Below are 25,217 nucleotides of genomic sequence, written 5' to 3' on the forward strand. Positions count from 1 at the left end.
CGTCGGAGACGTCGGGACGGCAGTTCGGGTTCAGGTCGGCAGTTCGAACTGCCGACCTGAACCCGAACTGCCGCCCCGAACCGCGACTTCCTCGCCGAGTACGCGGAGTGTTCGCTCAAGCTCGACTCGTCGCGCCGACCGGGAGAGCAGCCGGCTCACACGCGGGTCGACGGGGACGACGTCGAGAGAAGCCCGGGTGTCGGCGACGTGGAGCTGGTCGAAGGTGCCCAGCTGGATGCGGACCTGCTCCACGCGCACCGACGTCGCTGGCGACCGGTCGACCTGCCACCGAGGCACGTCGTCGCCCCGGAACCAGATCTCGGCCAGGTCGGGAAGAACAGCGAGAACGGCGTATTCGCTGCTCGTCGCGGAGATGCGTCGGGTGCCCACGCCCAGGCGACGAGCCTCGGAGAAAAGCTCCGGCGTGGTCAGGACGAGCACGACCTCCGCGAACGGGCGGGCACGAGCGACCGTCGACAGCTGGCGCCGCATCCGGCGCCCGTACCAGGCGAAGATCAGGACGGCGATCGCCAGGCCGATTACCAGCCCGCCGATGAACGGGCCATCGCTTCCATCGACGAGCATCGGCAGACGGACGAGCGCGCCGGCGGCGACGAGCACCGAACCCGCCAGAGCAGCTTTGCTTGCACGGCTGCGGCGCGGGCGAGGTGGTGCCTGGCCGTCTCGGCCGGAGGCGTCCGGGGCTGTGCTCATGAGCTGCCTCTCTCTCGTTGTCGCGACGGATCCTGCCACGGTCCCGACACATCGTCAGGGCGTCGGCCATCGACTGGCGGACGAACCTAGACTGGCCGGCATGGCCGCGATCCCCACGCCTTATGAAGACCTCCTGCGCGACGTGCTGGAGCACGGCACGCACAAGGACGACCGCACGGGGACGGGCACGCGCAGCGTGTTCGGCCGGCAGCTCCGGTACGACCTGAGCCAGGGTTTCCCGCTGATCACCACCAAGCGGGTGCACCTGAAGTCGATCGCGTACGAGCTGCTCTGGTTCCTGCGTGGCGAGTCGAACGTGCGCTGGCTGCAGGAGCGCGGCGTGTCGATCTGGGACGAGTGGGCGTCGCCGGAGGGCGAGCTGGGCCCGGTCTACGGCGTGCAGTGGCGGTCGTGGCCGACGCCGGGGGGACAGCACGTGGACCAGATCGCGAGCGTCATCGACCAGATCAAGGTCGACCCCGACTCGCGGCGCCTCATCGTGAGCGCGTGGAACGTGGCCGAGCTCGCGGACATGGCGCTGCCGCCGTGCCACCTGCTGTTCCAGTTCTACGTGGCCGACGGGAAGCTGAGCTGCCAGCTCTACCAGCGCTCGGCCGACCTGTTCCTCGGCGTGCCGTTCAACATCGCGTCGTACGCGCTGCTCACGCACATGGTCGCCGCGCAGACCGGCCTCGAGGTGGGGGAGTTCGTCTGGACGGGCGGCGACTGCCACGTCTACGACAACCACGTGGAGCAGGTGCGCACCCAGCTCGCGCGCGACCCGTACCCCTACCCGAGGCTGACGCTCGCGCCGCGGGACTCGATCTTCGACTACGCCTACGAGGACATCGAGGTGCTGGGCTACCAGCACCACCCGGGCATCAAGGCCCCGGTCGCGGTGTGATCGGGCTGATCTGGGCCCAGGCGCGCGACGCCGCGGGCCGGCCCGTCATCGGCGCGTCCGGAACCATCCCGTGGCGAGTGCCCGAGGACTTCGCGCACTTCAAGGCCACCACCGCCGGGCATCCCGTCGTCATGGGGCGCCGCACGTGGGAGTCGTTGCCGCGCCGCCCGCTGCCCGGCCGGACGAACGTCGTCGTGACCCGGCAGCAGGGCTGGGCGGACGACGGCGCCGTCGCGGCCGGCTCCCTGGACGAGGCACTGGCCGTGGCGGCCGCCGCCCCGGGCGGCGACGAGACCTGGGTCATGGGCGGCGGCGAGCTCTACGCCGCCGCGCTGGCGCTCGCGGACCGGCTCGTCGTCACGCAGATCGACCTCGACGTCGAGGGCGACACGTTCGCCCCCGCCGTCGCCCCCGACGCGTGGGTACCTGCCGACGGGATCGTGGCGCTCGACGACGGCGCGGAGTGGGCGACCTCGTCCGGTCCTGGTGCCGTGAGCTACCGCATCCGCACCTACACCCGCGCAACCCCGAGGGAGCCCCGACCTCCCGCGAGGTAGTGCGAAACCTGTGTCCGTTCGTGATCAACCCCTTCTACTTCTGCGGCCGGGACGGCAAGGAGCCGCACGTGTCCGACCGGAACCCGCACCCCGTGGACGCGTCCACGCCCGTCTTCCGGCGCATCCACCTCGCGCACGTCACCGCGCGCGACGTGCACGCCGCAGCCGGGTTCCTGTACGGCCTGCCCGAGCAGCCGCTGACCGACGTCACCCTCGACGACGTCACCGTCTCGTTCGCCGCCGACCCCGTCGCCGGCTAGTCGGGCTGGTGGTTCCTCGCTGCGGGGCTGGTCTGCCTGCTCGGGAGCCCGCCCATGCCGAACATCAGCCAGCCGCCGTGCGGGGTAGCCAGAGGTAACGACGGGGTCGTGGAGGCTCACCGCGCCCTCGGCGGCCAGCAGGCCGACGGCCGGGCCCGCTCCTCGACCGCTGCGAGGTGGGCCGCGCGGACCGCGTCGACCAGGTCAACGGCTCAGGCCAGGTCGCGGACGGCGGCGTACTGCTCGCGGATCACCGGCTGCGGGTCGGCGTCGAGCGTGGTGGCGACGGTCGTGGACCACGCCGGGGCGTCCGCGCCGGCGTCGTCGGCCGCCGCGAGCACCCACGCCGCCTGGCGCGCGGCGCCGTCGGCCACGTACTCGCCGGGCTCGGGGATGGCGATCTCGAGCCCGAAGACCTGGGTGGCCACCTGCTGCACGGCAGGCGACTGCGCCGCGCCGCCGATGAGCATGACCCGCTCGATGGGCACGCCCCGCTCCCGCAGGGCGTCGAGGCCGTCCGCCAGCCCGCACAGCATGCCCTCGACGTACGCGCGGGCGAGGTGCTCGCGGGTGGACGTCGCCAGCCGGATGCCGTGCAGCGTGCCGGTCGCGTCGGGCCGGTTCGGGGTGCGCTCGCCCTCGAGGTAGGGCACCAGCACGAGGCCGTCCGCGCCGGGGGGCGCGGCGAGCGCCAGGTCGGCGAGCGCGTGCACGTCGACGTCGAGCACCGACCGGGCGGCGTCGAGCACGCGGGCGGCGTTGAGCGTGACGGCGAGCATCAGGGCGTTGCCGGTCGCGTCGGCGAAGCCGTTGATCGCGCCGGTGCCGTCGGCAGTGCGCGCCGGCGCCACGGCGGACACGACGCCCGACGTGCCGATGGAGATGGCGATGTCCCCGGGGCTCATGCCGAGGGCGAGGGCCGCGGCGGCGTTGTCGCCGGCGCCGGGGCCGAGCAGGGCGCCGTCCGGGACGTCCGTGCCGGCCACCGAGGCGTGCGCCACGCCGCCGGACTCCGCCGGGCCGAGCACGCGGGGCAGGAGCACGTCGTCGCGGCCGAGGGCCAGCCGCAGCAGGTCGGGGCGGTAGGCGCCCGCGCCTCCGTCTGCCTCGGCGTCGTAGTACCCGGTGCCGGACGCGTCGGAGCGGTCGGTGAAGAGCGCGTCGAGCTGCGGGCCGAGCGGCGACTCGCCCTCGGGCCCGTACCCGGCGATGCGCCAGGTCAGCCAGTCGTGCGGGAGCGCGACGGCGGCGACGCGCGCCGCGTTCTCGGGCTCGGCGTCGCGCAGCCAGCGCAGCTTGGTGATGGTGAGGGACGCGACGAGCACGGAGCCGACCGCGTCGGCCCAGGCCTGCGCGCCGGCGTCGCGGTCGCCGCGCCGTCCTGAGCCTGCGCCGTCCTGAGCCTGTCGAAGGGTCGAGGGGTCGCCCAGCTCGCTGATGAGGTCCTCGGCCGCAGGCGCGGAGCGGGTGTCGTTCCACAGGATCGCGTCGCGGATCACGCGGCCCTCGGCGTCGAGGGCGACGAGCCCGTGCTGCTGCCCGCCGACGGAGATCGCGGCGACGTCGGCGAGCCCGCCGGCCTCGGCCGACGCGGCGACGAACGCGTCCCACCAGTGCTGCGGGTCGATCGACGTGCCGTCGGGGTGCCTGGCGGTGCCGGAGCGCACCAGCCGCCCGGTCTCGGCGTCACGGACGACGATCTTGCAGGACTGCGTGGAGGTGTCCACGCCGGCGACGAGGGGCATCGTTGCTTCCTTCTCGGTACGGGGGCGTTGCAGGTTGAGCCTGTCGAAACCCGCGGGCGCGGTCTCGACAGGCTCAACCTGCGATCGGTGGTTCGGGTCAGCCGATGAGGTGCTTCAGCGCGAGCTGGTGCAGCCGCACCAGACCGTAGTCGCGCTCGGCGACCGCGTCGATGTCGACGTCCTCGTAGGCGGACCGGTCGGCGAGGAAGTCGTCGAACGACTCGCCCGCGGCCAGCGTCGTCTCGCCCAGCTCGAAGATGCCGGCGTGCTCGAAGGCCTTCTGCACCTCGGTGTCTTCGCGGTAGGCCTTGGCCTTCGCGGCGAGCATGTCGTACGTCTCCATGTTCGCCTTGGCCGACTCCCACACGCCGTCGAGGTACTCGGTGCGGCTCGGCTTGTAGTCGAAGTGGCGCGGGCCGTCATACGTCGGGCCGCCGTTCGGGAAGCCGTTCTCGAGCATGTCGACCGTGAAGAACGCGCTCAGCAGGTCGCCGTGGCCGAAGACCAGGTCCTGGTCGTACTTCGGGCCGTGCTGGCCGTTGAGGTCGATGTGGAACAGCTTGCCCGCGTACAGCGCCAGGGCGAGGCCGTGGGTGTAGTTGAGGCCGGCCATCTGCTCGTGGCCCGTCTCCGGGTTGAGGCCCACGATGTCGCCGTTGTCGAGCGTGTCGATGAGGGCGATCGCGTGGCCGATGCTCGGCAGGAAGATGTCGCCGCGGGGCTCGTTGGGCTTGGGCTCCAGTGCGATGCGCAGGTCGTAGCCCTTCTCCTTGATGTAGGAGGCGACGGTGTCGATGCCCTCGGCGTAGCGGGCGTGCGCGGCGTGCAGGTCCTTGGAGTTGTCGTACTCCGTGCCCTCGCGGCCGCCCCACATGACGAACGTCGAGGCACCCATCTCCGCGGCCAGGTCGGCGTTGCGCAGCACCTTGCGCAGGCCGTAGCGGCGCACCTCGCGGTTGTTCGAGGTGAACGCGCCGTCCTTGAAGATCGGGTGCGTGAAGGTGTTGGTGGTGACCATCTCGCAGACGAGACCGGACTCCTCGGAGGCCTTCTTCACCGAGTCGATGTGCTTCTGGCGCTCGGCGCCCTCGGCGCCGAACGGGAAGACGTCGTTGTCGTGGAACGTGAAGCCCCACGCGCCGAGGTCGGCCAGCTTGCGGATCGACTCCGCCGGGTCCAGGTCGGGGCGGGTGGCGGTGCCGAACGGGTCGGCAGCCGGCCAGCCGACGGTCCAGAGGCCGAACGAGTACTTGATGTCGCTCACGGGATTCTCCTCGTTGAGGTGGGTGCCGGGTCGGGGTGTCGAGCGGTGCCGGGACGGCGTGCGGTGAAGCGGCGTCGCGTCCGCACGGCGTTTTGTTGTATGGCTGAACTATTGCGTGTCGCTGGGCTAGAGTCAACACGTGCCAGCCACCTCGACGACGACGCCCGCTCCGGCGCGACCAGCGCCCGCCGGCAGTGCGGCTTCGCGCCAGCACACCCTCCGCGAGCGGAACCTGAGACTCGTCGCGGCCGCCGTCTTCGAGGCCGAGACACCACCGTCGCGCGCCGACGTCGCCGCCGCCACCGGCCTCACCCGCGCCACCGTGTCGACCCTCGTCGACCGCCTCGTCGCCGGTCGGCTGGTGGTCGAGCTGCCGCCGGTCGCCGCTCAGCGCGCCGGCCGGCCCGCCGTCCCGCTCGTGCCCGCCGGGAGGTCCGTCGTCGGCCTGGGGCTCGAAGTGAACGTCGACTACCTCGGGGTGCGCGCGCTCGACCTCGTGGGTGACGTCGTCGCCGAGCGCGTCGTGACCGGGTCGCTGCACGACTCCGACCCGCGCGAGGTGCTGCGGCGGCTCCGGGCGCTCGCGGCCGAGGCGATCGCCGAGGTGGAAGGCGCCGGCATGCGGGTGGCCGGGGCGCGGCTCGCGCTGCCCGGGCTCGTCGACGCCCGCGGGGCCCGGCTCGAGGTGGCGCCCAACCTGGGCTGGTCGTCGCTCGAGCCCGTGCCGGAGCTCGACCTGCGCGCCGGCGACGGGCGGGCGCTCGCCGTCGAGGTGGCGAACGAGGCGAAGCTCGCGGCGCTCGCCGAGCTCGCCGGGGACGTGCCGCCGTCGTTCTTGTACGTCTCCGGCGATGTCGGCGTGGGGGCGGGGATCGTCGTCGACCGGCAGCTCTTCCTGGGGGAGCGGGGGTGGAACGGCGAGATCGGGCACGTCGTCGTCGACCCGGCCGGGCCCCGCTGCTCCTGCGGCGCCACGGGCTGCCTCGAGCAGTACGCAGGCAAGGAGGTGCTGCTGCGCGGATCGGGTCTGCCGACGTCCGCCCCCGTGGACGCGGTGGTCGACCTGCTGCGCGCCGGCGACGCCGCCGCGCTCGACACCGTGCGGCGCGCGGGTCGGGCGCTCGGCGCCGCGCTCGCGACCTTCGTCAACCTCGTCGACGTCTCGACGATCGTGCTCGGCGGCGCGTACTCCGAGCTGTACGGCTGGGTCGGGCACGTCGTGGCCGACGTGGTGGAGGAGCGCGCGCTCGCCGCGCCCTTCGCGCCGGTCGACGTGCGCCCCGCCGCCGCCGGCCAGCACGCTGCGCTCACCGGCGGTGCGCGCGAAGTGCTGCGGTCGGTGGTGGCAGACCCAGCCGGCTGGGTCTGATTCCGGTCGTCGAGCTGTCGGACGCTAGGCTGTGGGCGTCGTCGAGCGGTCCGCAGGGGCGCTCGTACGAACGACCGTCTCGGCGGTCGAGCCTGCGTAGCTCAGTGGATAGAGCAACCGCCTCCTAAGCGGTAGGTCGCGCGTTCGAGTCGCGCCGCGGGCACCACCTGGCCGGACATTCCGACGTGGGGGCAGTCATGCGGTCGGCACGGAATCGAGTTCCATGTAGCGCTTCATGAAGCGGTCGAACTGTGGAACCGTGAACTTCGCGTACCCATGGCGCGGCTTGTAGAGCAGGCCCCGCTGATGAGTCGTGCGCGGATCGGTGCGACCTGTTCCGAAGTCTTGCTCAGGACTGCGACCACGTCGCTGTCCTTCTGAGCGTCAGGTCCTAGCTCGGCCATTGCCCGCATGTATCGCAGCTCCTCGGGGGAGCAGCGTTGGACGCGCACGCGGAAGAAGCTCTCGTCCAGCTCGGCTTCGACGACGTCGCACGCGGGGGCGACGTCCGCGCCCATGATTGTCGGCTCTTCGGCGACATTCCACGCGGCTCGACCGTGCTCCTGCAGGAAGGACGGTATCCCTCTGTGTAACGGATGATCTCGTTCACGGCCGAGACTTCGAAGTCGACTCCCTCGGCCCGCGCGGGAAGCCGCGCGGGAAGAACGAGTGCCTCCCGTGCGGCGGGCTCCGGGTCGACGATGCCGTCGACAACGAGAGTCGCGTAGCGACTCGCGCGAACGACGACAATGGCCTCGCCCGTCCTCGTCCCAGGAAGGGCGAGTCGGCGTAGCAGGCACTCCGCGCAGATCGGTGCGCCGTATCCTCGGGCCATGCCGCTCTCCGACGTCGAACCCCGCCTGGACTCTGCCGACTCCGCGGCGCAGTTCGTGTCCTACCTCGACTTCTACCGCGCCACGGTGGAGCGGAAGCTCGACGGCCTGACCGACGAGCAGCTGCGCACGAGCCTGCTCCCGTCGGGCTGGACACCGCTGGAGATGCTGACGCACCTGGTGCACATGGAGCGCCGTTGGTTCGTGTGGGGGTTCCTCGGGGAGCAGGTGGGCAGGCCCTGGGGTGACAACGCCGACGCCACCCTCGACGCGCCGTGGAGCGTGCCGGCCGTCGTCGGGCGCGACGAGCTGCTCGCCGCGCTGCACGCGGGCGGGGAACGCACGCGCCGCATCCTCGCCGCGCACGACCTCGCGGAGCGCGGCGCCACCGGCGGGCGCTTCACGGCCGACGACGGCGACCCGCCCACGCTCGCCTGGATCTGCTTCCACGTGCTGCAGGAGTACGCGCGGCACGCGGGGCACCTCGACGTCGCGCGCGAGCTCGCCGACGGCGTGACGGGGGAGTAGCCCGGACTACCTCGCCGAGATCTCGACTACCTCGCGGGGATCTCGACTACCTCGCGGGGATCTCGACTACCTCGCGGGGATCTCGACTACCTCGCGGTCAGTCGGCCCGGGTGTGCGCGATGTGCGCGAGCTGGCGCCAGACGAGCACGAGTGTGAGGCCGGCCCCGACGAAGCCGAACCACATGGGCGCGGTGAGTCCCCAGTGCTCGGCCAGCAAGCCCCCGATGGCGTTGCCGACGACGATGCCGCCGAAAACACACATCATGTAGACCGACCCGACGCGGCCCTGGAACCGGGTGGGCGTGGCGCGCTGGCGCACGGTGTTCGACACCGTGCCCCACACGAACGCGTACGCGCCGTAGACGAAGAGGGTCGCCATCGCGGCCCATCCCGTCGTCGCGAGGGCTAGCGCCAGGTGGAACAGCACCTCGAGGGACAGGCACACCTTCATCAGGGTGGTGAGGGAGAAGCGCCGCTCGAGGCTCCCGTAGGAGAAGGTGCCGATCAGCCCGCCGATCGCGGAGGCGGTGATGAGCAGCCCGAACCCGACCGGCCCCATGTGCAGGTGGTCCAGCGAGTACTTCACGAGGATGGCCCAGGGCGCCGCCCAGGTGACGTTGAAGACCAGGATGACCAGAGCGAGCGTGCGCACCGGCGGGTTGGTCCAGATCCACCGCAGGCCCTCGGCGATGTCGTGCCGCACCTTGCGGGGCACGTCCGCTGCCCCCGCCGCCGCGCCGTCACGCGGCGGTACGGGCGTGAGGACGAGCTTGCGCACCAGCAGCACCGCGAGCAGCACGGTCAGGACCTGCAGGACGAACGGCCACGCGGCGCCGGCGGCGAAGAGTGCCGCGCCGACGGGCGGCCCGACGAGCTGGTTGGCGGTGAGGAACCCGGCCTGGAGGCGGGAGTTGCCGATGCCGAGGTCGGCGGGCCGCACCAGCATGGGCAGCAGGGTCTGCGAGGTGGTGTCGGCGAACACCTCGGCGACCCCCATGAGCAGCATCGCGGCCAGCACCACGGCGATGTTCACGTGCCCGGTCACGATGACCACGCAGAGAGCGGCGACGACGACGGCGCGCAGCAGGTTGGCGACGATGACGAGACGACGGCGGTCGAGCCGGTCGGCGAGCACGCCGGCCCAGAGGCCGAACACGAGCCAGGGCAGCCGCTGCAGCATCGCGGCCAGGGCGACGAGCATCGCCGAGTCCGTCTGCGAGGCCACCAGCAGGGGGCCTGCCGCCAGGGCGACGCCATCGCCGATGTTGCTCACCCACGACGACGACATCAGCCACCGGAACCCGGTGCCCATCCGGGCGGGTGCCACCGTCTCGACCATTCGTTTCACGGGCGCCCAGCCTAGGTGGCGGCGACCGCGGGCCACGCCGCATTTTCCTGGGGTGCGGCTTCGAGTTGCGAGGATCGTCCGCTTCGCATATTGACGCCGCCCCGGCCGAGCGGCAAACTCACGGTGACGGCGCGCATCGCCCGCCCCCTGCGCGGTGCGCGCTGTCCTCTGCCGGGCCGTGCCCGGCCCGACGCCCCTTCGGACCCCCCGCCGAGGGGGCGTCTACGTGGTCGCACCCGGTTGGCGTCGGAGCCGCTGCGGTGGTTTCGACAGGCTCAACCGCCGAAGGTCGGCGTGCCGAGGCCTCCGCGAGGGGTCGGCCGTTCTACCGTGCTGGCGTGAGAGCCGCCCGACGATCCAACGCCACGACCGCGGTCGACCCCTCTGCCGGGGTGCCCGCCGCGCCGGCCGCGTCCCCAGGGACGGGTCGGGCCGCCGGCGACCCGGCGGCGGCCGACGACGATGCGGCGAGCCTCGACTCCCCGTCCGCCGCGCCTCCGGGGCCACCGGCCGCGGCCGGGAGCTCGAGCGGGCCGTCCGGCCGGAGGGTGTCCGAGAGCGCGTCGTCCGCCGCCGCGGCCGCGGTCGAGGCCGCGACGCGGCGGTGGCGGTCGTCCCTGGTGGAGATGGTGGGCGGCTCGTCGTTGTCCGACGTGGGGCTGCTCGGGGAGGCGGTCGTCGATCTCTCCGCGGCGCACCCGTCGGGAGTCGCCGGGCTCTTCGCCGGCCGCCCCACGCGCCTGTCCAACCTGATCCGCGAGGGCGACGCGCTGCCCGCGGCGCGTCGTCGTGCCCGGGCGGTCGCGGCCCGTGCCGCCGAGCACGCCTCGCGCTACGGCGTCGCGCCCACGTACCTCGCGATCGGCGTCGCCACCTGGGTGGAGCACGACGACGGGCCCGAGGTGCCGTTCGGCGGCGGCGGCCCGCAGCGGCACGACGTCGCGGCGCTTGCCCGCGTCGCCTCGGTGTCCGCCACCGAGCCCGACGCCGAGGACGGCGCACTCGGGACGGACGGCGCACCCGACGCCGAGGCACCCGACGACGCCGGGCCGGGCGCCGGGCCGGGCGGCACGGCGGCCGACACCCCGGGTGGCGCGCCCGACGGCGATCCCTCGGACGCGGAGGAGGGCCCGGCGCTGACCGCCTCGATCCCGGTCGTGTCGATGGCGGCGCAGAAGCCGGCCGCCCCGCGCGCGACCCCGTCGAGCCCGGACGACGCCCCGCCCACCGGCCGTGTGGTGCACGCGCCGGTGGTGCTGCGCCCGGTGACGCTCACCCCCCGCGGGGACGGCGGCGCCGACTACGACCTCACGCTGGAACCGACCGTCGAGATCAACCCCGTGGTGGCGCGCACGCTGCGGGCGCACGGGGCCCTGCTGGACCCGGCGTCGCTCGCGAAGGCGACGTTCACGCTCGCCGGGTTCGACCCCGCCGACGTGCTGGCCCGGGTGACCGCGCTCGGCGAGGCCGTGCTCGACGACTTCCACCTCGACCGGCGCGTGCTCGTGGGCACCTTCGTGCACCCGGGCCAGGCCCTCGTCGACGACCTCGACCAGCTCGCGCCCGCGCTGCACCGGCACGAGGTGGTCGCAGCCCTCGCCGGCGTCGACGCCGCCGCGGAGAGGCTCGCCGCCCTCGAGCTCCCCGCGCCGCGACGCGGGGACGCCGACCCGACGCGCGAGCGCGGCGTGGGCGACCTCGACCCGCAGCAGCGCTCGGTGCTCGACGCACTGGCCACGGGCGGGCACCTGTTCGTGGACGCACCCGTGGGCTCGGACGTCGCGGGCACGCTGGCCGCCGTCGTCGGCGAGGCGACCGCGGCCGGCCGGTCCGTGCTCTACGTGACGGGCCACCGGCGGGCCGCGGACCGGCTTGCGCTGCGGCTCGACTCGCTCGGCCTCGAAAGCCTGCTGCTCGACGTGCCACCGCACCCGACCTGGCGCGAGGACGTGACCCGGCGGCTGCTGTCGGCGATGGCGAGCGAGCCGGAGCAGGTGGACGTGGACGGCGCCGCGCGGGTGCGCGACGCGCTGATAGGCACGCGTGCCCAGCTCAGCGGGTACATCGAGGCCCTGCACCAGCCGCGCTCGCCGTGGCAGGTCTCGGCCTACGACGCGCTGCAGGCGCTCGCCCGGCTCACCTCCGAGCGGCCGGCGCCGTCGACCACCGTGCGGCTGGCGTCGGAGTCCGTGCTGGCCCTGAGCGCCGAGCGGCGGCGCGAGATCGCCGGCGGGCTGGAGCGCGCGGCCGTGCTGGGCGCCTTCACGCTGCGCCCGTCGTCCACCCCCTGGTACGGGGCGCTCCTGCTGACCGACGACGACGCGCGCCAGGCCCTCGTGCGCGTCGAGCGGCTGCGCGACGTCACGGTGCCGCAGCTGCGCCGCCAGCTCGCGTACACGGGCGAGGTCACCGGCCTGACGGCGCCGACGACGGTGCGCGGGTGGGGCGACCAGCTCGCGATGCTGGGCGGGATGCGCAGCACCCTCGACCTGTTCCACCCGATGGTCTTCGAGCGCACCGCCGCCGACCTGGTGCAGGCGACGGCGTCGCGGCGCTGGCGGGCCGAGCACGGGGTGGATATGGGCTGGTTCGCGGGGCGGCGGCTGCGCAAGCGGGCCAAGGACATGGTGCGCCCGGGCGTGCGGGTGTCGAACCTGCACGAGGCGCTGGTCCAGGTGCAGGAGCAGCGGGACGTCTGGGCGGAGCACGCCCAGCGCGGCGGCTGGCCGACGCTGCCCGAGGGGCTCGCGTCCATCGAGGACACCTACGGGGCGGTGCGCATCGACCTCGAGGCCCTCGAGCCGGTGCTCGCGCCCACGATGCTCGGCGGCCACCTGCTGGACCTCGACCTCGACGGGCTCACGGAGCGGCTGCAGCGGCTCGCGGGTTCCGCCGACGCGCTGGGTGTGCTCCCCGAGCGCACGAACTTGCTGCGCCTGGCGCGGGCCGCCGGGATCGGCGACCTGGTCGACGACCTCACCGACCGGCGGGTGCCGGGCGACCTGGTCTCGGCCGAGCTCGAGCTCGCCTGGTGGTCGTCCGTCTTCGAGCAGCTGCTGGCCGCCGACCCCGTGCTCGCCGGGCAGGATGGCACCGGGCTCGACGCCCTCGCCCGCCGCTTCCGCAACCTCGACCGCGAGCACCTCGCGGCACTCTCGCAGCCGGTGCGGGTCGCGGCTCGCGCGCACCTCGGCACCGCGATGCGGGAGAACCGCGACGGCGCGGAAGCCCTGTTCACGGAGCTCATCGAGGGCCGGATGACCACGCTGCGCGACATCGCGGAGCGGCACGGCGACGTGCTGCGCCGGCTGCGCCCCGCGCTCGTCGCCACCCCGACGCTCGTGCCGCACCTGCTGCCCCAGCACCGCACGGCCGACGTCGTGATCCTGGACGCCGTGCAGCACGTGCCCACGGAGGTGGTGGTGCCAGCCCTCGCGCGCGGGCGCCAGGTGGTGGTGGTGGGTGACCCGCGGTCCGCGTCCGGCTCCAGCGTGCGGGAGCTCGCCGCGCTGCTGCCCACGGTGACGCTCCAGCCGCACGAGAACAGCCGCGACCCGGGGCTGACCCGCCTGCTCGCCGCCCACGGGTACGAGGGGCTGTTGCGCCCCGCCCCGCTGCCACGCGCGGAGGCCCTGGTGCACCTCGACGTCGTGGACGGCGCCGGGATGCCGGACCCGGTCTCGGGCAGCGTCGAGAGCACGCAGGCCGAGGTGGACCGCGTGGTCGAGGTCTCGATCGAGCACGCCCTGACCCGCCCCGAGGAGACGTTCGCGATCGTCACCGTGACGGCCGCGCACGCCGACCGGGTGCGCGAGGCGCTGCTCGCGGAGGTGCGGTCCAACCCGGCGCTGGCGCCGTTCTTCTCCGGCTCGCGGCCGGAGCCGGTCGTGGTCGCCGACATCACCGGCGTGGCCGGCCTCTCGCGGGACACCGTGCTGCTGTCCGTGGGCTTCGGCCGGACGCCGCACGGCCGCGTGCTGCACCGCTTCGGTGTGCTGGGCGACGCCGGGGGAGAGGCCATGCTCGTCGGCGCGCTCGGCGCCACCCGCAAGCGGCTGCACGTGGTCTCGTGCTTCCGGGCCGATGCCCTCGACCCGGAGCGCCTGCGGGGCGCCGGGCCGCGGCTGCTGGTCGAGACCCTGGAGCTCGCCGAGCGGCGCTCCGGCGTCGCCGACCAGGTGCTCCTCGGCAACGGCGTCGACGTGGGCCGCGCCCCCGACCGGCTGCTCGTCGACCTCGGCGAGCGTCTCTGGAAGCTCGGCTACCTCGTCGAGACGGACTACGGGGCATCCGACGGCGACCGCATCCCGCTGGCGGTCGGGCACCCCGACCTGCCGGGCGAGCTGCTCGTCGCCGTGCTCACCGACGACGCCGCGTACGTGGCGGAGCCGTCGGTCCGGGTCCGCGACCGCCAGCTCGCGGAGCGGCTCGAGCGCGTGGGGTGGGTCGTGACCCAGGTCTGGTCCGCCGCGGCGTTCCTCGACCCCGACGGCGAGGCCGACCGCGTGCGCCGGCTGGTCCAGCGGGTGCGGGACGAGCGGATCGGCACCGCGGGCGGGGTCGTGCCACCGCGCGACGTCGTGGTGCCCGTGCTCCCCGACGAGGACATCGAGGACGCGCACGACGACGTCGAGGTAGTTCCTCCGGACGCCGAGGTAGTTCCTCCGGACGCCGAGGTAGTTCCTCCGGACGCTGAGGTAGTTCCTCCGGACGCCGAGGTAGTTCCCGGGGACGGCGATGGAGTCGATGCCGATGGGGATGTCGAGGACGGCCGGACTGAGCCGCGGTCGGACGACTGAGCGGTCCCACGCCGTGCGGTGCCGGACGGTGCCGGACAATGGTCGGGTGAGCGAACGTGACGAGAACCCGCCGACGTCGGGCTCGACGTCGGCCGGCGAGCCCCGGCGCAGGCGGCCCCGCCGCGCGGTGCGGCGCGGCGGGGAGCGGGAGACGGTGCTGGGGGAGACCGCCGACGACCGCGGCGGCCACGGCGACAACGACGACCGCCTGACGCGCGACGTCCCGCCGCACTGGGGTCGACGCTGACGGCTGTGGCCGTTGTGCGGCCGCCGTACCGGTCAGGGCTGGGGGCGGCCCGACTGCGCGGCGAGCAGGTCGCGGATCTCCTGCAGCAGGGCGGTGTCCTCGGCCGGGGCCTCTGGCTCGGGCTCCTGTCCACGGGCGCGGCGCTCGGCCAGGTGGTTGAGCGGCGCGACGACGACGAAGTACAGGGCGGCGGCGATGATGAGGAAGTTCAGCACGGCGTTGAGGAAGACTCCGACGCTGAAGACGGAGTCGTTGATCACGAACCGACCGACATCCGAGATGTCCGGCTCGCCGAAGATCGCCGCGATGAGCGGGTTGATGATGCCGTCGAGCAGGCCGGCGACGACGGCCGTGAACGCGGTGCCGATGACGATGCCGACCGCGAGGTCGACGACGTTGCCCCGCATGACGAATTCCTTGAAGCCCGCGAGCAAGCTCTTCACGTAGTTCCCCCTTGCTGTTCCCCCGGGGTGTCCCGGGGACGACTGACGGTGGCCGATTCTCGCGGGGGAAGCCGCGGGGTGCAACGGCTGGTCGGCCTGGTCACCGCACGAGCACGGCGCCGACGGTGCCCCACCCGGACGCCGCCGACAGTGACGGGGCCTCGTCGGGGGACACGGCCACGAGGGTGACGTCGGCCCCGTCGGGCGTGGTGCCGCCACCGCCGAGGAGGCCGCCGGCCGCACCCTCCTGGCCGTCGTCCGCCGGCCGGGGCAGCACCAGGGCCCGGCGCGCGAGGTAGGTGTCGGCGCCGCCGTCCTCGCCGTCGCCGACCGCCCGTGCGGCCTCACCCGTGACGACCAGGTCGACGCGGTCGCCCGGCCGCAGCCACCCGGACGCCGTGTCGTCGAGGCGCACGGGCACCACCACGCTGCCGTCGGGCGCCTGCGCCACCACGCCGCCGCCCGGGACGAGGTCGGGATGCAGCGGGATGCCGGCGGGGAGCGCGATCGCGGGCGATCGGCCGACGACGGCGGCGGCGTCGGTGACCACACCGTCGGGGGCGAGGGCGGCGGGCACGGTCGCCGTGGCGAGGTCGTCGGCGTGCACGACCTCGCCGGCCGGCAGGACATGCGCGGGGACGACCACGTCGACCGTCGGTGGCGGCGCAGGGCGGAGCGCCTGCACGACGGTCGTCGCCGCGAGGCCGCAGCACAGCGCGGCGAGCACGAACCGACCGCGCCAGAGGACACCGCGCAGCCGCCGGGCCAGACGTCGCCGGCCGGTCCGACCGCCCGGTTCGTGGCGGGCCGAGGGGTCGGGGCGTCGAGGGCGGGAGGGGCGGACGGGCGCGTCGGGCAACGGCATGGCGGCGACGCTAGGTGCGGCCACCGGCTCCGGCCGCGTCCGGGCGCGATCTGTGGACGACGCCGGTCTGGGGGCAGGGTCAGCGCCCGGGACGGCGCGGAGTCGTCAGGATGGCCGAGGACTCGGCCGACAGGCCGGCGGACGGCGCAGGGCTCAGCTGGACGCGGCCTTGGAGGAGCCCGACGACGTGGATGAGGCGGACGACGAGCCGCTCGAAGAGCTCGAGCTGCCCGACGAGGACGAGCTGCCCGCGGACTCTTTGCTCGTCGACGAATCGGAGCTCTTGCCGGCGGAGCTCTCTGCCGACACCGCGCTCTTGTCCGAGCCGGCGCGGGAGTCCGTCCGGTAGAAGCCTGTGCCCTTGAACGTCACCCCGACCGACCCGTACTGCTTGCGGAGCTGGCCGCCGCACTCGGGGCAGACGGTCAGCGAGTCGTCGGTGAACGACTGGTGGACGTCGAAGGCGTGGCCGCAGTAGGCACACCGGTACGCGTAGGTGGGCACGTGATCTCCTCGGGGCGGACGTTGGCACGTCCGCGCGACGGACGGTGCTGGCACTCGGGTGATGCGAGTGCCAAGCATACGCCGGGCGGTAGTCTCGCCTGCGTGTCAGCGACCGCCAGCCCTGCAGCACCTGGAAGCCCGTCCGACCCGGACCTCTCGTCGGACGTGACGGAGACCGAGCCGGCACCCCCTCGGCGGCCCCGTTCGCGGCTCCGCAGCGCGGCCGTCGGCGTCGCCGTCGTCGTGGTCCTGGCGGTCGTGGCCACGGTCGTGTTCGGCGTCGTCACCGGGCGCCGCCCGCTGCCGGACCACGACGGCACCCAGCAGGTGCCGGGCCTCACCTCCGCGGTCGAGGTGCGTCGTGACGCCCAGGATGTGCCGCAGGTGTACGCCGACACGGCCGAGGACCTGTTCCGCGCCCAGGGCTACCTGCAGGCGCAGGACCGCTTCTTCGAGATGGACTACCGGCGCCACGTGACGGCCGGCCGGGTCGCGGAGCTGGTCGGCAACGTCCCGGCCGCGATCGAGGCCGACAAGGTCACGCGCACGTTCGGCTGGCGCCAGGTGGCCGAGCAGGAGTGGCACCTGATCTCGGACGAGTCCCGCGCCTATCTCCAGGCGTACGCGCAGGGCGTCAACGCCTACCTCGAGGATCGCGACCCGGAGGAGATCGCCGTCGAGTACACCGTGCTCGGGGCGAGCGTCGACATCGACGAGCCTGAGCCGTGGGACCCGGTGGACTCGCTGGCCTGGCTCAAGGCCATGGCGTGGGACCTGCGCGGCAACTATGACAGCGAGCTAGACCGCGCCCTCGCCTACAGCACGCTCGGCGAGTCGGACCTGGTGGACGAGCTGTTCCCCGCCTACGACGACAGCGGCAACCACCCCGTTCTGCGCAACCGCGACCTGGCGAACGACAGCACGTCGGACAAGGACGGGAAGTCCGAGGAGGATCCGGCCACGAACGCCGAGCTGGCGTCCGCGCTCTCGGGCCGGACGTCGGGCGGCGGGGCGGCGACGGACGCGCTGAGCGCGGCGGTCGACTCCGCCCGCGGTGCGCTCGAGGCGGTGCCCGTGCTGGTGGGCCGCGGCGACGCCGCAGGCTCGAACTCGTGGGCCGTGTCGGGGGAGCACACGGCGTCCGGCGAGCCGATGCTCGCCAACGACCCGCACCTCGAGCTGTCCGCCCCGGGCATCTGGTCACAGGTGGGCCTGCACTGCAACGAGGTCACTGCCGAGTGCCCGTTCGACGTCACAGGCTTCTCGTTCGCCGGCTTCCCCGGCGTCGTCATCGGGCACAACGGTGACCTGTCGTGGGGCCTGACGAACATGGGCGCCGACGTCACCGACTTCTTCATCGAACGCGTGCGGGGCGACACCTGGCTGCGCGACGCGGACGCCGAGGAGTGGGAGCCCCTCGACGTGCGCACCGAGACCATCCGGGTCGCGGGGGCCAGTCCCGTCGATCTCACGGTGCGCAGCACGGAGCACGGCCCGATCGTCTCGGACGCGCTCGGCGTGGGGGACGTGGTCGGCTCGCCCACCGAGGACGGCACGGAGTTCGGCGAGTACGCCGTCGCGCTGCAGTGGACGGCTCTGCAGCCGGGCCGCACCGCGGACGCCGTCTTCGCCTTCGACACGGCGAAGGACGCGAAGGACATCAAGTCCGCGGCCGCGCTCTTCGAGGTGCCCGCGCAGAGCATCGTGTTTGCGACCTCCGACGGACATATCGGGTTCCAGGCGCCCGGCCGTATCCCGGTGCGTTCCGACGTCAAGGGCCCGGTGCCGTCCGACGGCTCCTGGCCGCGGCCCGGCTGGGACCCCCGCTACGACTGGAAGGGCTGGGTGGACGACGGCGACATGCCCCGCTCCCTCGATCCCGAGGAGGGGTTCGTCGTGGCCGCCAACCAGGCCGTGCTGCGCGACGGGGCGAGTTCGTTCCTCACCGACGACTGGGACTACGGCTATCGCTCGGAGCGCATCCGCACCCTCCTGACCGAGCAGATCGCGGCGGGCCGGCCGTTCACCGCCGAGGACATGAACCGCATCCAGAACGACGACTGGTCGGCCTTCGCCGAAGCGCTCGTGCCCGTGCTCGTCGATCTCGACCTCGACGACTCGTTCGACGCCGCGGGGCAGGAGCTCCTCGCCGACTGGGACTACCGGATGGACGCCGACTCCCCGGCCGCCGCGTACTTCGCGGCCGTGTGGCGCAACCTGCTGCAGGAGACGTTCTGGGACGACCTGCCCGCGAGCATGCGCCCCTCGGGCGGCGACCAGTGGCTCATGGTGGTGAAGTCGATGCTCGAGCGCTCCGACGACACCTTCTGGGATGACCGCGCCACGGTGAACGTCGTCGAGACGCGCGACGAGATCCTCACGCGGGCGCTCACCAGCGCCCGGCGCGACCTCACGGTCGAGCTGTCCAAGGAGCCGAAGGACTGGGACTGGGGAACGCTGCACACGTTGCGGCTCGAGCACTCGGTGCTCGGCGGCACCGACGTGCCCGTCCTCGTGCGCGACCTCGTCAACCCGGACGGCGTGCGGATGCCCGGCGGGTCGGCGATCGTCAACGCCACGGGCTGGGACGCCGGCACCGGCAGCTTCGCGGTGACCACGGGGCCGTCGATGCGCATGGTGGTGGATATGGCCGACCTGGACGCGTCAACGTGGGTCACGGTGACGGGCACGTCGGGTCACCCGGCGTCGTCCCACTACGACGACCAGCTCGACGAGTGGGCCGCGGGGGAGACGTTCCCGTGGCCGTTCACCCGCGAGGCCGTCGAAGCCGCCGCGGTGGTCCGCACGACGCTGACCCCCTGAGCGATCTCGTCGGTCGAGCCTGTCGAGACCTGGTTTCGACAGGCTCAACCAGCGGGCTCAACCAGCGGGGCTGTGGGTTTCGACAGGCTCACCCGACGGGCAGCGACAGCCAGCCCTCGGGCGTGACGACGGCGTGCACGGACACGTCGTGGTCCGCGGACGGCAGCGGGTGCTCGGCGCTGTCGTACACCTCCTCGGGGAAGACGAGCGCGACGACGGGCACGCCCGGCCGGCGCATCTTCAGCGAGCGGTCGTACCAGCCGCCGCCCTGGCCGAGGCGCACGCCCCGGTCGTCGACGGCGAGGGCGGGCGCGACGACGACGTCCGCCTGCGCGATGGCGTCGGCGCCGAGCGCGGGGCCGCCGGGCTCGGGCGGGCGGCCGGGCGCACGCTTGAGCAGGTCGTCCGGCCCCTGGTACTCGGCCCAGTCGCGGGCCAGGCCCGCGCCGAGCACGGGCAGCAGCACGCGGGCGCCGCGGTCGGCGAGCTGTTGCAGCAGCACGTGGGTGCCCGGCTCGGTGGGGCGGGAGACGTAGGTGGCGACGACCTGCGCGTCGCGCACCGCTGGCACGGTGGCGAGGATGTCGGCGAACGCTCGCGCGGCCTCGTCCCGCAGGCGGGGCGAGCGCTCGGCGCGGTGGGCACGGATGACCCGGCGGAGCTCCTCCTTGGCGTCGGACAGCTCCATCCCGGCGACGACCGGGTACGGCTGGTGTGCTCTCGATCCCTTGCGGTCGCCGTGCATGGGGCCATTGTGGCAGGGTCCCGTCCGGGAGTCCCGGCGCGCGCCGGTGACGCCGAGGATGGCCCGTGCCGCGGTGACCGGCGGGATCCGGGCAGCAGCGTCGGGACGGAGCAAGGTGGCATGACGCACAAGCACGCCAGGGGATGGGCCGTGTCGCGACCGTGGCCGGTCACGTTGCGCGAGGACGGCCCGTCCGGGGCCCTGCTGCTGCGGCCGCTGCGGCGCAAGGACGGACCGGACTGGTTGCGCCTGCGCAACCGGAACGCGCGCTGGCTCGAGCCGTGGGAGGCCACGTCCCCCGGCGAGCGTCCGACCTCCGCGACGTTCGGCGAGTACCTGAGGGCGCTGTCCGCGCAGGCCCGCGCCGGCACGACGCTGCCCTTCGCCGTCGAGCTGGACGGCGAGCTCGTCGGGCAGCTGACCGTCTCCCAGATCGTGTACGGGTCGCTCTGCTCGGCCAGCATCGGCTACTGGGTGTCGCAGGAGGTGGCCGGCCGGGGCGTCATCCCGACGGCGGTCGCCATGGCGGGCGACTACTGCCTCGCGGTGCTCGGTCTGCACCGCATCGAGATCAACATCCGCCCCGAGAACGCCCCCAGCCTGCGGGTGGTGGCCAAGCTGGGCTTCCGCGACGAGGGCGTGCGCGAGCGCTACCTGCACATCCGGGGGCAGTGGCGCGACCACCGCACCTTCGCGCTCACCACCGAGGACGTGCCCGAGGGGCTCCTCGCCCGCTGGCAGCAGACGCGGGACGAGGGCTAGGACGGCTCTTTCCCGTGGCTTGCTCAGTGCATGTCGCGCGCCGATACGGTGGGCCGATGGCATCGGTCAAACAGTTCCAGGTCACCTTCGACTGCGCGGAGCCCGAGCGCGTCGCCCGCTTCTGGTGCGAGGTGCTCGGTTACGTCCTGCCCGAGGGCGTGACGTCCGTCGCGGTCGATCCCACGGGCGTGGGCCCGCGGCTGTACTTCCAGCGCGTCCCCGAGGGCAAGGTCGTCAAGAACCGGGTGCACCTCGACGTGCGGGTCGGCACGGGGCTGGAGGGGGACGAGCGGCTCGCCGCGCTCCAGGCGGAGCAGGCCCGGCTCGAGCCGTTGGGCGCCGTCTACCTGTACACGCAGCTCGCCGACGGCGAGGAGGAGTCGTGCATCACGATGCAGGACGTCGAGGGCAACGAGTTCTGCGTCGACTGAGTTCTGCCTCGACTGACGAGCCCCGTCGGGCATCCCGACACCGGACACGCCGGACCGGTGCCGTCCGTGAACTAGCGCGGTCCCCTACCGTCGTGACGTGGAAACGTCGGCGGCAGGACTCGCAGTGCTCGCGCTGTTCGTCCTGTGGCTGGGCTTCTGGGTGCCGCACCGGCTGCGGCACCGCCAGCAGCTGCTCGACTCCCGGGTGGACGACAGGTTCTCTGCCGGGCTGCGGGTGCTGGCGGTGGCCGGCGCGGGCGGCGCGCGCGGGGTGACGCCGTCCGGCGGGTCGGTGCCGCTGCTGGGGCCCGGCCCGTCGTCGGACGGTGGCGGAGACGGCGGACGAGGGGAGCGACCGATGGGTCAGGACGACGACAGGCGCACACCGCGTGCCCCCGGGCTCCCGCGGACCGAGGCCGCGGCGAACGACGCGCCCCGTGCCCCGCGCCTCGCGCTCTTCGAGCGGCGCGCGGCCCGTGCGCGCCGCCGCCTGCTGCTCACCCTCCTGCTGCTGCTCGCGACGGCGGTCGCCTGGGTGGTCGTGGGCCTCGGGCCAGTGAGCTGGTACGCGGCCGTGGCGCCGACCGCGCTGCTGCTCGTCGCCCTGGTGCTCGGCCGCGTCGCCGTGCTGCAGGCACGACGCTCCGACGCGCGCTGGGCCGCGGACCGCAAGGCCGCGCAGCGGCAGGCGACGCAGGCCCGCGCGCTCGCGAACGGCGGACCGCACGCACCCCGCAACCGGGCCCGCGTCACCGGGCACGCCGTGCGCCCGTCCGCGACCCACACGCAGATGATCCCGCGCGTGCCCGTGCCCGCCGCGTCCGGCGGCCGGTCGGACCCGCGGCCCGCCGAGCAGCGGCCGGAGCAGCGCGTCGACCGTCGTGCCACACGACAGCCCGTGCCTGCGCCGTCGTCCGTGCCCGCCGGGGTCGGCGGAGCGCCCGGCGCGGTAGCGGACGACGAGGGCGCGGAGCCCGAGCCGGCCCGCACGCCCTCCGCGATGTCGTCTGGGCCCGCCGGGGCGACGGGCTCGAGGACGGGCCGGGCGGTCTTCGACAGGGCGGCCGCGCCTGCGGGCGCCCCCGCGGCGGTACCGGTGGTGGTCGTGAACTCGCCGGGCGTCGGGGGCGCGCCCTGGGACCCGGTGCCCGTGCCCCTGCCCACGTACGTGACGAAGCCGGCGGCCCCGCGTCGTCAGCCCCGCCCGCTCACGGGGACCGCACCGACCGCCGGCCGCGCGTTGACGGCCGGTGACGCGGTTCGTGCCGCCGCGCTCGCCGCGACGACGGAGGCCGCGCTCGGCTCGACGGTGACGCCGGCGGGCTCGGGTCGGGCCGGTGCCGACCGGTCGTCCGGGGTCGGCCGGGGCGCGTCGTCCGCGCCCGGTCCGGACGCCGCTCCGGCCGCCACAGAGGAGCCTCGTCCCCGGACCGAGACGCTCGGACTGCCCCTGGACGAGATCCTCGCGCGACGTCGCGCGGCGGGCTGACCCGATTTGGCGACCTGCCTTGGCGTGGTGCTAATGTTGGCACCGCTCTCGGGGCTATGGCGCAGTTGGTAGCGCGTCTCGTTCGCAATGAGAAGGTCGGGGGTTCGAATCCCCCTAGCTCCACCGGCTGAGGGCCGCTGACCACCAGGTCAGCGGCCCTCTTGCTTTCCCGGGGCGCCCTGACGAAGGGCGAGAACCATGGAAATGCCACGCCTTGTGCCACGCGAAGTGCGCGGTTCGGAGGGTGCGTCCGAGGACGATCCGGCGGTGAGGTACACCGGATCACACCTACGGGGCATGGAAGCCAACGATCCCGGGACCAACTTGTCCCATATCCCGATGTGGACGCTCGACGAACTGTGCGAGAAGTTGCACACGACGCCGCGCGTCGTCCACGCCTGGCGCCGTCGCGGGACGGCGCCGAAGGCGTACAAGGTCGGCCGGCACCTGATGTTCGACGAGAACGACATCGCGACCTGGCTGTCCGACCACGCGTCGGAGCGCCCCGGGAACCGGGCGGCGACCAATACGGCCGCCGACGCGGACGACGGCGACGGGTCGGGGTGGTGATCGCGATGTCGGCGAGAAGGCTCAAGCCCGGCGAGCACGGGGAGATCTTCGTCTATCGGACCGGCACCAAGTGGCGCGCCAAGGTGCGGGTGAGGCTGCTCGACGGCGACGACACGCAGGTGTCGCGCACGCGCGACTCCGCGGTCGAGGCGAGGCTGGCTGTGCAGGCCGCGATCGTCGAACGGCTCGGCGCGGCACGGGGTTCGGCGGAGCTGCGCCCGGACTCCAAGGTGGGGCTGGCGTGCCGGCAGTGGGTGAACGAGATGCGGGCGCGCACGGCATGGCCGAATCCGCCGGTGCTGCCCCAGACCGTCGACGAGTACGAACGGGTCCTGGGGAACCACGTCGTGCCGCACCTGGGCAAGCGGCAGCTGAACGAGCTGACCCCGGCGGCGTGCCAGCAGTGGCTGGACGGGGTCCTGGCACGCGGCAGGGCCGGCGGGAAGCACGACATGCTCGCCACCGCCATCCAGGCGCGGGCCGCGCTGGTCGCCGTGCTCGACCGTGCGGTGATCCACGACGCGCTCCGGGACAACCCGGCCCGCAAGACGATCGCGCCGGGGAAGAAGCGGCCCGAACCTGTGGCCATGTCCGCGCTCGACGTGGCGCGCCTGCGCAGAGCGACGCGCGACTGGCAGGCCTCGAGGCGCAGCCAGCCGGGCCCGAAGCCGACCGGGCACCTTCCGGCCGTGGTCGACGTCATGCTCGGCACCGGCCTACGGATCGGCGAGGTGATGGCCCTGCGATGGGGCGAGGTGAACCTGTCGCCGGACGGGCTGCCGACGATCGCGGTCACGGCCACCATGGTCGACATCAAGGGGCAGGGCACCGTGCGGCAGGAACGACCGAAGACCGACGCCGGCCAGCGCTCGATGATCGTGCCGCAGTTCACCGCCGAGGCGCTGGAGTCGATCCGTCCGGCGGTCATCAGCGCTGACATGCCGGTGTTTCCCTCACGGACGTTCCGTGACGGCCGCAACGTCGGCAGGCCGCAGACCCCGGCGAACCTGCGCCGGTCGCTGCGCGCCGCGCTGGCGGCGGCGCAGCTCAGCGGCGTGTACCCACACCTGCTGCGCAAGACCGTAGCGACGGTCGTGGCCCGCAAGATGGGCGTCGCGGAGGCCGCGGCCCTGCTCGGTCACAAGATCGACGCCGGGGTGACCGGGCGCCACTACATCGAGCGACTCCGTCTGGCGCCGGACACCTCCGCCGTGCTGCAGGAGATGGTCGAGATCGGCGAGGCAGAGCTGATTCGGCAGGAAGAGGGCGATGCGAGCGGCGTCGGCTGGGGACGTGTCGACGAGGCGCTGCACCCGACCGTCACCGCGCCAGGGGAGCCCGTCCTCGCACCGATCGGATGGGTCCAGCCGACGCTGCCTGACGACCCGGATGGAGGGTGGTAGGCCGCCGCGTCCGGATGCGCGACCAGGCTCGATGCCCGTCGTGATCAGGCGCTCTTCGGCACCGTTCCGCGGCGCGTCTCGGTGGCGACCTCAAGACCCGGAGGGACTCGACCGTGCGATGGAGCGTCGCCCACGTGTCCTCGTCGAGGTGCGGGCCGACGACGGCGGGATCGAACTGGAGGATCGCCGAGGCACCATCCAGCACCGACGAGAACTCGAGCGCGGACCTGCGTGCCTGGACTGCTGTGACTGCTGTGACTGCTGTGACTGCTGGCCGGCTGGAGGCGCGGGCCGGGTTCTGTGCGTCCTCCAGCCGTCCGCCGTGGTCGCTCTCGACAAGAGTCAGGTGCTCCGCCTCGTCGACGTCCGCGGGAGTGGCGTCGAAGGGCGTGGCGGCCCACGACTGGTGCTTGCGCTCCGCGTCCTGCCCGCCTGGCGGATAGCGGCCCTGACCCGGTTGACGGCCGGCGCGACCCCGGCGCCCTGTCGCAGCTCCTCGACCTCGGCGGAAGCGAGCTCGCGCACCGGCTTGGGGAGGTCGAAGTCCTTGGAGACGGCAAGCATCCAGTTGATCCGTTCCAGGCGGGTGTAGGACGCCGCGCCGGTGACCGTGC

General features: G+C 73.6%; 21 protein-coding genes, 2 tRNA genes and 1 pseudogene. 15 read left to right on the forward strand and 9 right to left on the reverse strand.

Annotated elements, in window-relative coordinates; all coding sequences use genetic code 11:
• Positions 1-30: 30 nt before the first annotated feature.
• Positions 31-621 (reverse strand): hypothetical protein, encoded by a 591-nt coding sequence (locus AC1C2W_RS01260; protein ID WP_495388174.1) that lies wholly within the window; start codon positions 619-621, stop codon positions 31-33.
• Positions 622-814: 193 nt separating this feature from the next.
• On the opposite strand from AC1C2W_RS01260, the gene AC1C2W_RS01265 reads away from it, so the two are divergent.
• From AC1C2W_RS01265 to AC1C2W_RS01275, 3 genes are read left to right on the forward strand one after another with little or no spacing between them, the layout of a single operon-like run.
• Entirely contained in the window at positions 815-1,618 is an 804-nt protein-coding gene (locus tag AC1C2W_RS01265; protein WP_495388173.1) for a thymidylate synthase, read from the forward strand.
• Positions 1,615-2,175 (forward strand): dihydrofolate reductase, encoded by a 561-nt coding sequence (locus AC1C2W_RS01270; RefSeq protein ID WP_495388172.1) that lies wholly within the window; start codon positions 1,615-1,617, stop codon positions 2,173-2,175. The genes AC1C2W_RS01265 and AC1C2W_RS01270 overlap by 4 nt, the downstream gene beginning before the upstream one ends.
• 20 nt (positions 2,176-2,195) lie before the next feature.
• Positions 2,196-2,435: a hypothetical protein gene (locus AC1C2W_RS01275; protein WP_495412137.1), complete on the forward strand. Its 240-nt coding sequence runs from the start codon at positions 2,196-2,198 to the stop codon at positions 2,433-2,435.
• A gap of 212 nt (positions 2,436-2,647) precedes the next feature.
• Here the strand turns inward: AC1C2W_RS01275 and AC1C2W_RS01280 are convergent, their stop codons facing one another.
• Complete coding sequence (locus AC1C2W_RS01280; protein WP_495412138.1) at positions 2,648-4,180, reverse strand: FGGY family carbohydrate kinase; 1,533 nt, start codon at positions 4,178-4,180, stop codon at positions 2,648-2,650.
• A gap of 97 nt (positions 4,181-4,277) precedes the next feature.
• A complete protein-coding gene (gene xylA, locus AC1C2W_RS01285) occupies positions 4,278-5,444 on the reverse strand; it encodes a xylose isomerase (RefSeq protein WP_495412139.1) in 1,167 nt (388 codons plus the stop codon).
• Positions 5,445-5,583: 139 nt separating this feature from the next.
• Here xylA and AC1C2W_RS01290 point away from each other — a divergent pair, with 139 nt between their 5' ends.
• Together AC1C2W_RS01290 and AC1C2W_RS01295 are read left to right on the forward strand one after the other, a co-directional pair.
• Positions 5,584-6,813 (forward strand): ROK family transcriptional regulator, encoded by a 1,230-nt coding sequence (locus AC1C2W_RS01290; RefSeq protein ID WP_495388168.1) that lies wholly within the window; start codon positions 5,584-5,586, stop codon positions 6,811-6,813.
• A gap of 90 nt (positions 6,814-6,903) precedes the next feature.
• Positions 6,904-6,979 (forward strand) — tRNA-Arg (locus tag AC1C2W_RS01295).
• 29 nt (positions 6,980-7,008) lie between these two features.
• Here the strand turns inward: AC1C2W_RS01295 and AC1C2W_RS01300 are convergent.
• Positions 7,009-7,331: pseudogene (locus tag AC1C2W_RS01300) on the reverse strand (DUF8462 domain-containing protein).
• Positions 7,332-7,646: 315 nt separating this feature from the next.
• Here AC1C2W_RS01300 and AC1C2W_RS01305 point away from each other — a divergent pair.
• Positions 7,647-8,174, forward strand: coding sequence for a DinB family protein (locus AC1C2W_RS01305; RefSeq protein ID WP_495412140.1), 528 nt, complete (start codon positions 7,647-7,649; stop codon positions 8,172-8,174).
• A 97-nt stretch (positions 8,175-8,271) separates the two neighbouring features.
• Here the strand turns inward: AC1C2W_RS01305 and AC1C2W_RS01310 are convergent, their stop codons facing one another.
• Positions 8,272-9,513 carry an MFS transporter gene (locus AC1C2W_RS01310; RefSeq protein WP_495412339.1) on the reverse strand — a complete coding sequence of 414 codons (1,242 nt, stop codon included), beginning with the start codon at positions 9,511-9,513 and terminating at the stop codon, positions 8,272-8,274.
• A gap of 635 nt (positions 9,514-10,148) precedes the next feature.
• Here AC1C2W_RS01310 and AC1C2W_RS01315 point away from each other — a divergent pair.
• Together AC1C2W_RS01315 and AC1C2W_RS01320 are read left to right on the forward strand one after the other, a co-directional pair.
• Positions 10,149-14,321 carry a PDDEXK-like endonuclease domain-containing protein gene (locus tag AC1C2W_RS01315; RefSeq protein ID WP_495412340.1) on the forward strand — a complete coding sequence of 1,391 codons (4,173 nt, stop codon included), beginning with the start codon at positions 10,149-10,151 and terminating at the stop codon, positions 14,319-14,321.
• A 46-nt stretch (positions 14,322-14,367) separates the two neighbouring features.
• Entirely contained in the window at positions 14,368-14,568 is a 201-nt protein-coding gene (locus AC1C2W_RS01320) for a hypothetical protein (RefSeq protein WP_495388166.1), read from the forward strand.
• A 32-nt stretch (positions 14,569-14,600) separates the two neighbouring features.
• On the opposite strand, the gene mscL is transcribed toward AC1C2W_RS01320, so the two are convergent.
• The 3 genes from mscL to AC1C2W_RS01335 form a co-directional block, all read right to left on the reverse strand.
• Positions 14,601-15,011 (reverse strand): large conductance mechanosensitive channel protein MscL, encoded by a 411-nt coding sequence (gene mscL, locus AC1C2W_RS01325; protein ID WP_495412141.1) that lies wholly within the window; start codon positions 15,009-15,011, stop codon positions 14,601-14,603.
• Positions 15,012-15,111: 100 nt separating this feature from the next.
• Positions 15,112-15,876, reverse strand: coding sequence for a Flp pilus assembly protein CpaB (cpaB, locus tag AC1C2W_RS01330; protein WP_495412142.1), 765 nt, complete (start codon positions 15,874-15,876; stop codon positions 15,112-15,114).
• A gap of 153 nt (positions 15,877-16,029) precedes the next feature.
• A complete protein-coding gene (locus tag AC1C2W_RS01335) occupies positions 16,030-16,380 on the reverse strand; it encodes an FmdB family zinc ribbon protein (RefSeq protein ID WP_495412143.1) in 351 nt (116 codons plus the stop codon).
• Between the two features lie 102 nt (positions 16,381-16,482).
• On the opposite strand from AC1C2W_RS01335, the gene AC1C2W_RS01340 reads away from it, so the two are divergent.
• Positions 16,483-19,203 (forward strand): penicillin acylase family protein, encoded by a 2,721-nt coding sequence (locus tag AC1C2W_RS01340; protein ID WP_495412144.1) that lies wholly within the window; start codon positions 16,483-16,485, stop codon positions 19,201-19,203.
• Positions 19,204-19,291: 88 nt separating this feature from the next.
• Here AC1C2W_RS01340 and AC1C2W_RS01345 read toward each other — a convergent pair whose 3' ends face one another.
• Positions 19,292-19,948, reverse strand: a complete 657-nt coding sequence (locus AC1C2W_RS01345; protein WP_495388162.1) for a 5-formyltetrahydrofolate cyclo-ligase — start codon at positions 19,946-19,948, stop codon at positions 19,292-19,294.
• 120 nt (positions 19,949-20,068) lie between these two features.
• Here AC1C2W_RS01345 and AC1C2W_RS01350 point away from each other — a divergent pair, with 120 nt between their 5' ends.
• The 6 genes from AC1C2W_RS01350 to AC1C2W_RS01375 all read left to right on the forward strand — a co-directional run bounded on the left by AC1C2W_RS01350 (position 20,069) and on the right by AC1C2W_RS01375 (position 24,603).
• Complete coding sequence (locus AC1C2W_RS01350) at positions 20,069-20,710, forward strand: GNAT family N-acetyltransferase (RefSeq protein ID WP_495412145.1); 642 nt, start codon at positions 20,069-20,071, stop codon at positions 20,708-20,710.
• 56 nt (positions 20,711-20,766) lie between these two features.
• Positions 20,767-21,141, forward strand: a complete 375-nt coding sequence (locus AC1C2W_RS01355; protein WP_495412146.1) for a VOC family protein — start codon at positions 20,767-20,769, stop codon at positions 21,139-21,141.
• A 97-nt stretch (positions 21,142-21,238) separates the two neighbouring features.
• Positions 21,239-22,630 (forward strand): hypothetical protein, encoded by a 1,392-nt coding sequence (locus tag AC1C2W_RS01360; protein WP_495412147.1) that lies wholly within the window; start codon positions 21,239-21,241, stop codon positions 22,628-22,630.
• Between the two features lie 50 nt (positions 22,631-22,680).
• Positions 22,681-22,753 (forward strand) — tRNA-Ala (locus AC1C2W_RS01365).
• 216 nt (positions 22,754-22,969) lie between these two features.
• Positions 22,970-23,200: a helix-turn-helix domain-containing protein gene (locus tag AC1C2W_RS01370; RefSeq protein WP_495388158.1), complete on the forward strand. Its 231-nt coding sequence runs from the start codon at positions 22,970-22,972 to the stop codon at positions 23,198-23,200.
• A gap of 5 nt (positions 23,201-23,205) precedes the next feature.
• A complete protein-coding gene (locus AC1C2W_RS01375; RefSeq protein WP_495412148.1) occupies positions 23,206-24,603 on the forward strand; it encodes a site-specific integrase in 1,398 nt (465 codons plus the stop codon).
• Positions 24,604-25,217: the final 614 nt, after the last annotated feature.

It is taken from the genome of Isoptericola sp. Y581, assembly GCF_059445475.1.

Excerpts from the sequence above, each read along its gene's own strand:
- AC1C2W_RS01265 (WP_495388173.1), top strand. The coding sequence starts at position 815 with ATGGCCGCGATCCCCACGCCTTATGAAGACCTCCTGCGCGACGTGCTG.
- AC1C2W_RS01280 (WP_495412138.1), bottom strand. The coding sequence starts at position 4,180 with ATGCCCCTCGTCGCCGGCGTGGACACCTCCACGCAGTCCTGCAAGATC.
- AC1C2W_RS01305 (WP_495412140.1), top strand. The coding sequence starts at position 7,647 with ATGCCGCTCTCCGACGTCGAACCCCGCCTGGACTCTGCCGACTCCGCG.
- AC1C2W_RS01310 (WP_495412339.1), bottom strand. The coding sequence starts at position 9,513 with ATGGTCGAGACGGTGGCACCCGCCCGGATGGGCACCGGGTTCCGGTGG.
- AC1C2W_RS01315 (WP_495412340.1), top strand. The coding sequence starts at position 10,149 with ATGGTGGGCGGCTCGTCGTTGTCCGACGTGGGGCTGCTCGGGGAGGCG.
- cpaB (WP_495412142.1), bottom strand. The coding sequence starts at position 15,876 with ATGCCGTTGCCCGACGCGCCCGTCCGCCCCTCCCGCCCTCGACGCCCC.
- AC1C2W_RS01345 (WP_495388162.1), bottom strand. The coding sequence starts at position 19,948 with ATGCACGGCGACCGCAAGGGATCGAGAGCACACCAGCCGTACCCGGTC.
- AC1C2W_RS01350 (WP_495412145.1), top strand. The coding sequence starts at position 20,069 with ATGACGCACAAGCACGCCAGGGGATGGGCCGTGTCGCGACCGTGGCCG.
- AC1C2W_RS01355 (WP_495412146.1), top strand. The coding sequence starts at position 20,767 with ATGGCATCGGTCAAACAGTTCCAGGTCACCTTCGACTGCGCGGAGCCC.
- AC1C2W_RS01370 (WP_495388158.1), top strand. The coding sequence starts at position 22,970 with ATGTGGACGCTCGACGAACTGTGCGAGAAGTTGCACACGACGCCGCGC.
- AC1C2W_RS01375 (WP_495412148.1), top strand. The coding sequence starts at position 23,206 with ATGTCGGCGAGAAGGCTCAAGCCCGGCGAGCACGGGGAGATCTTCGTC.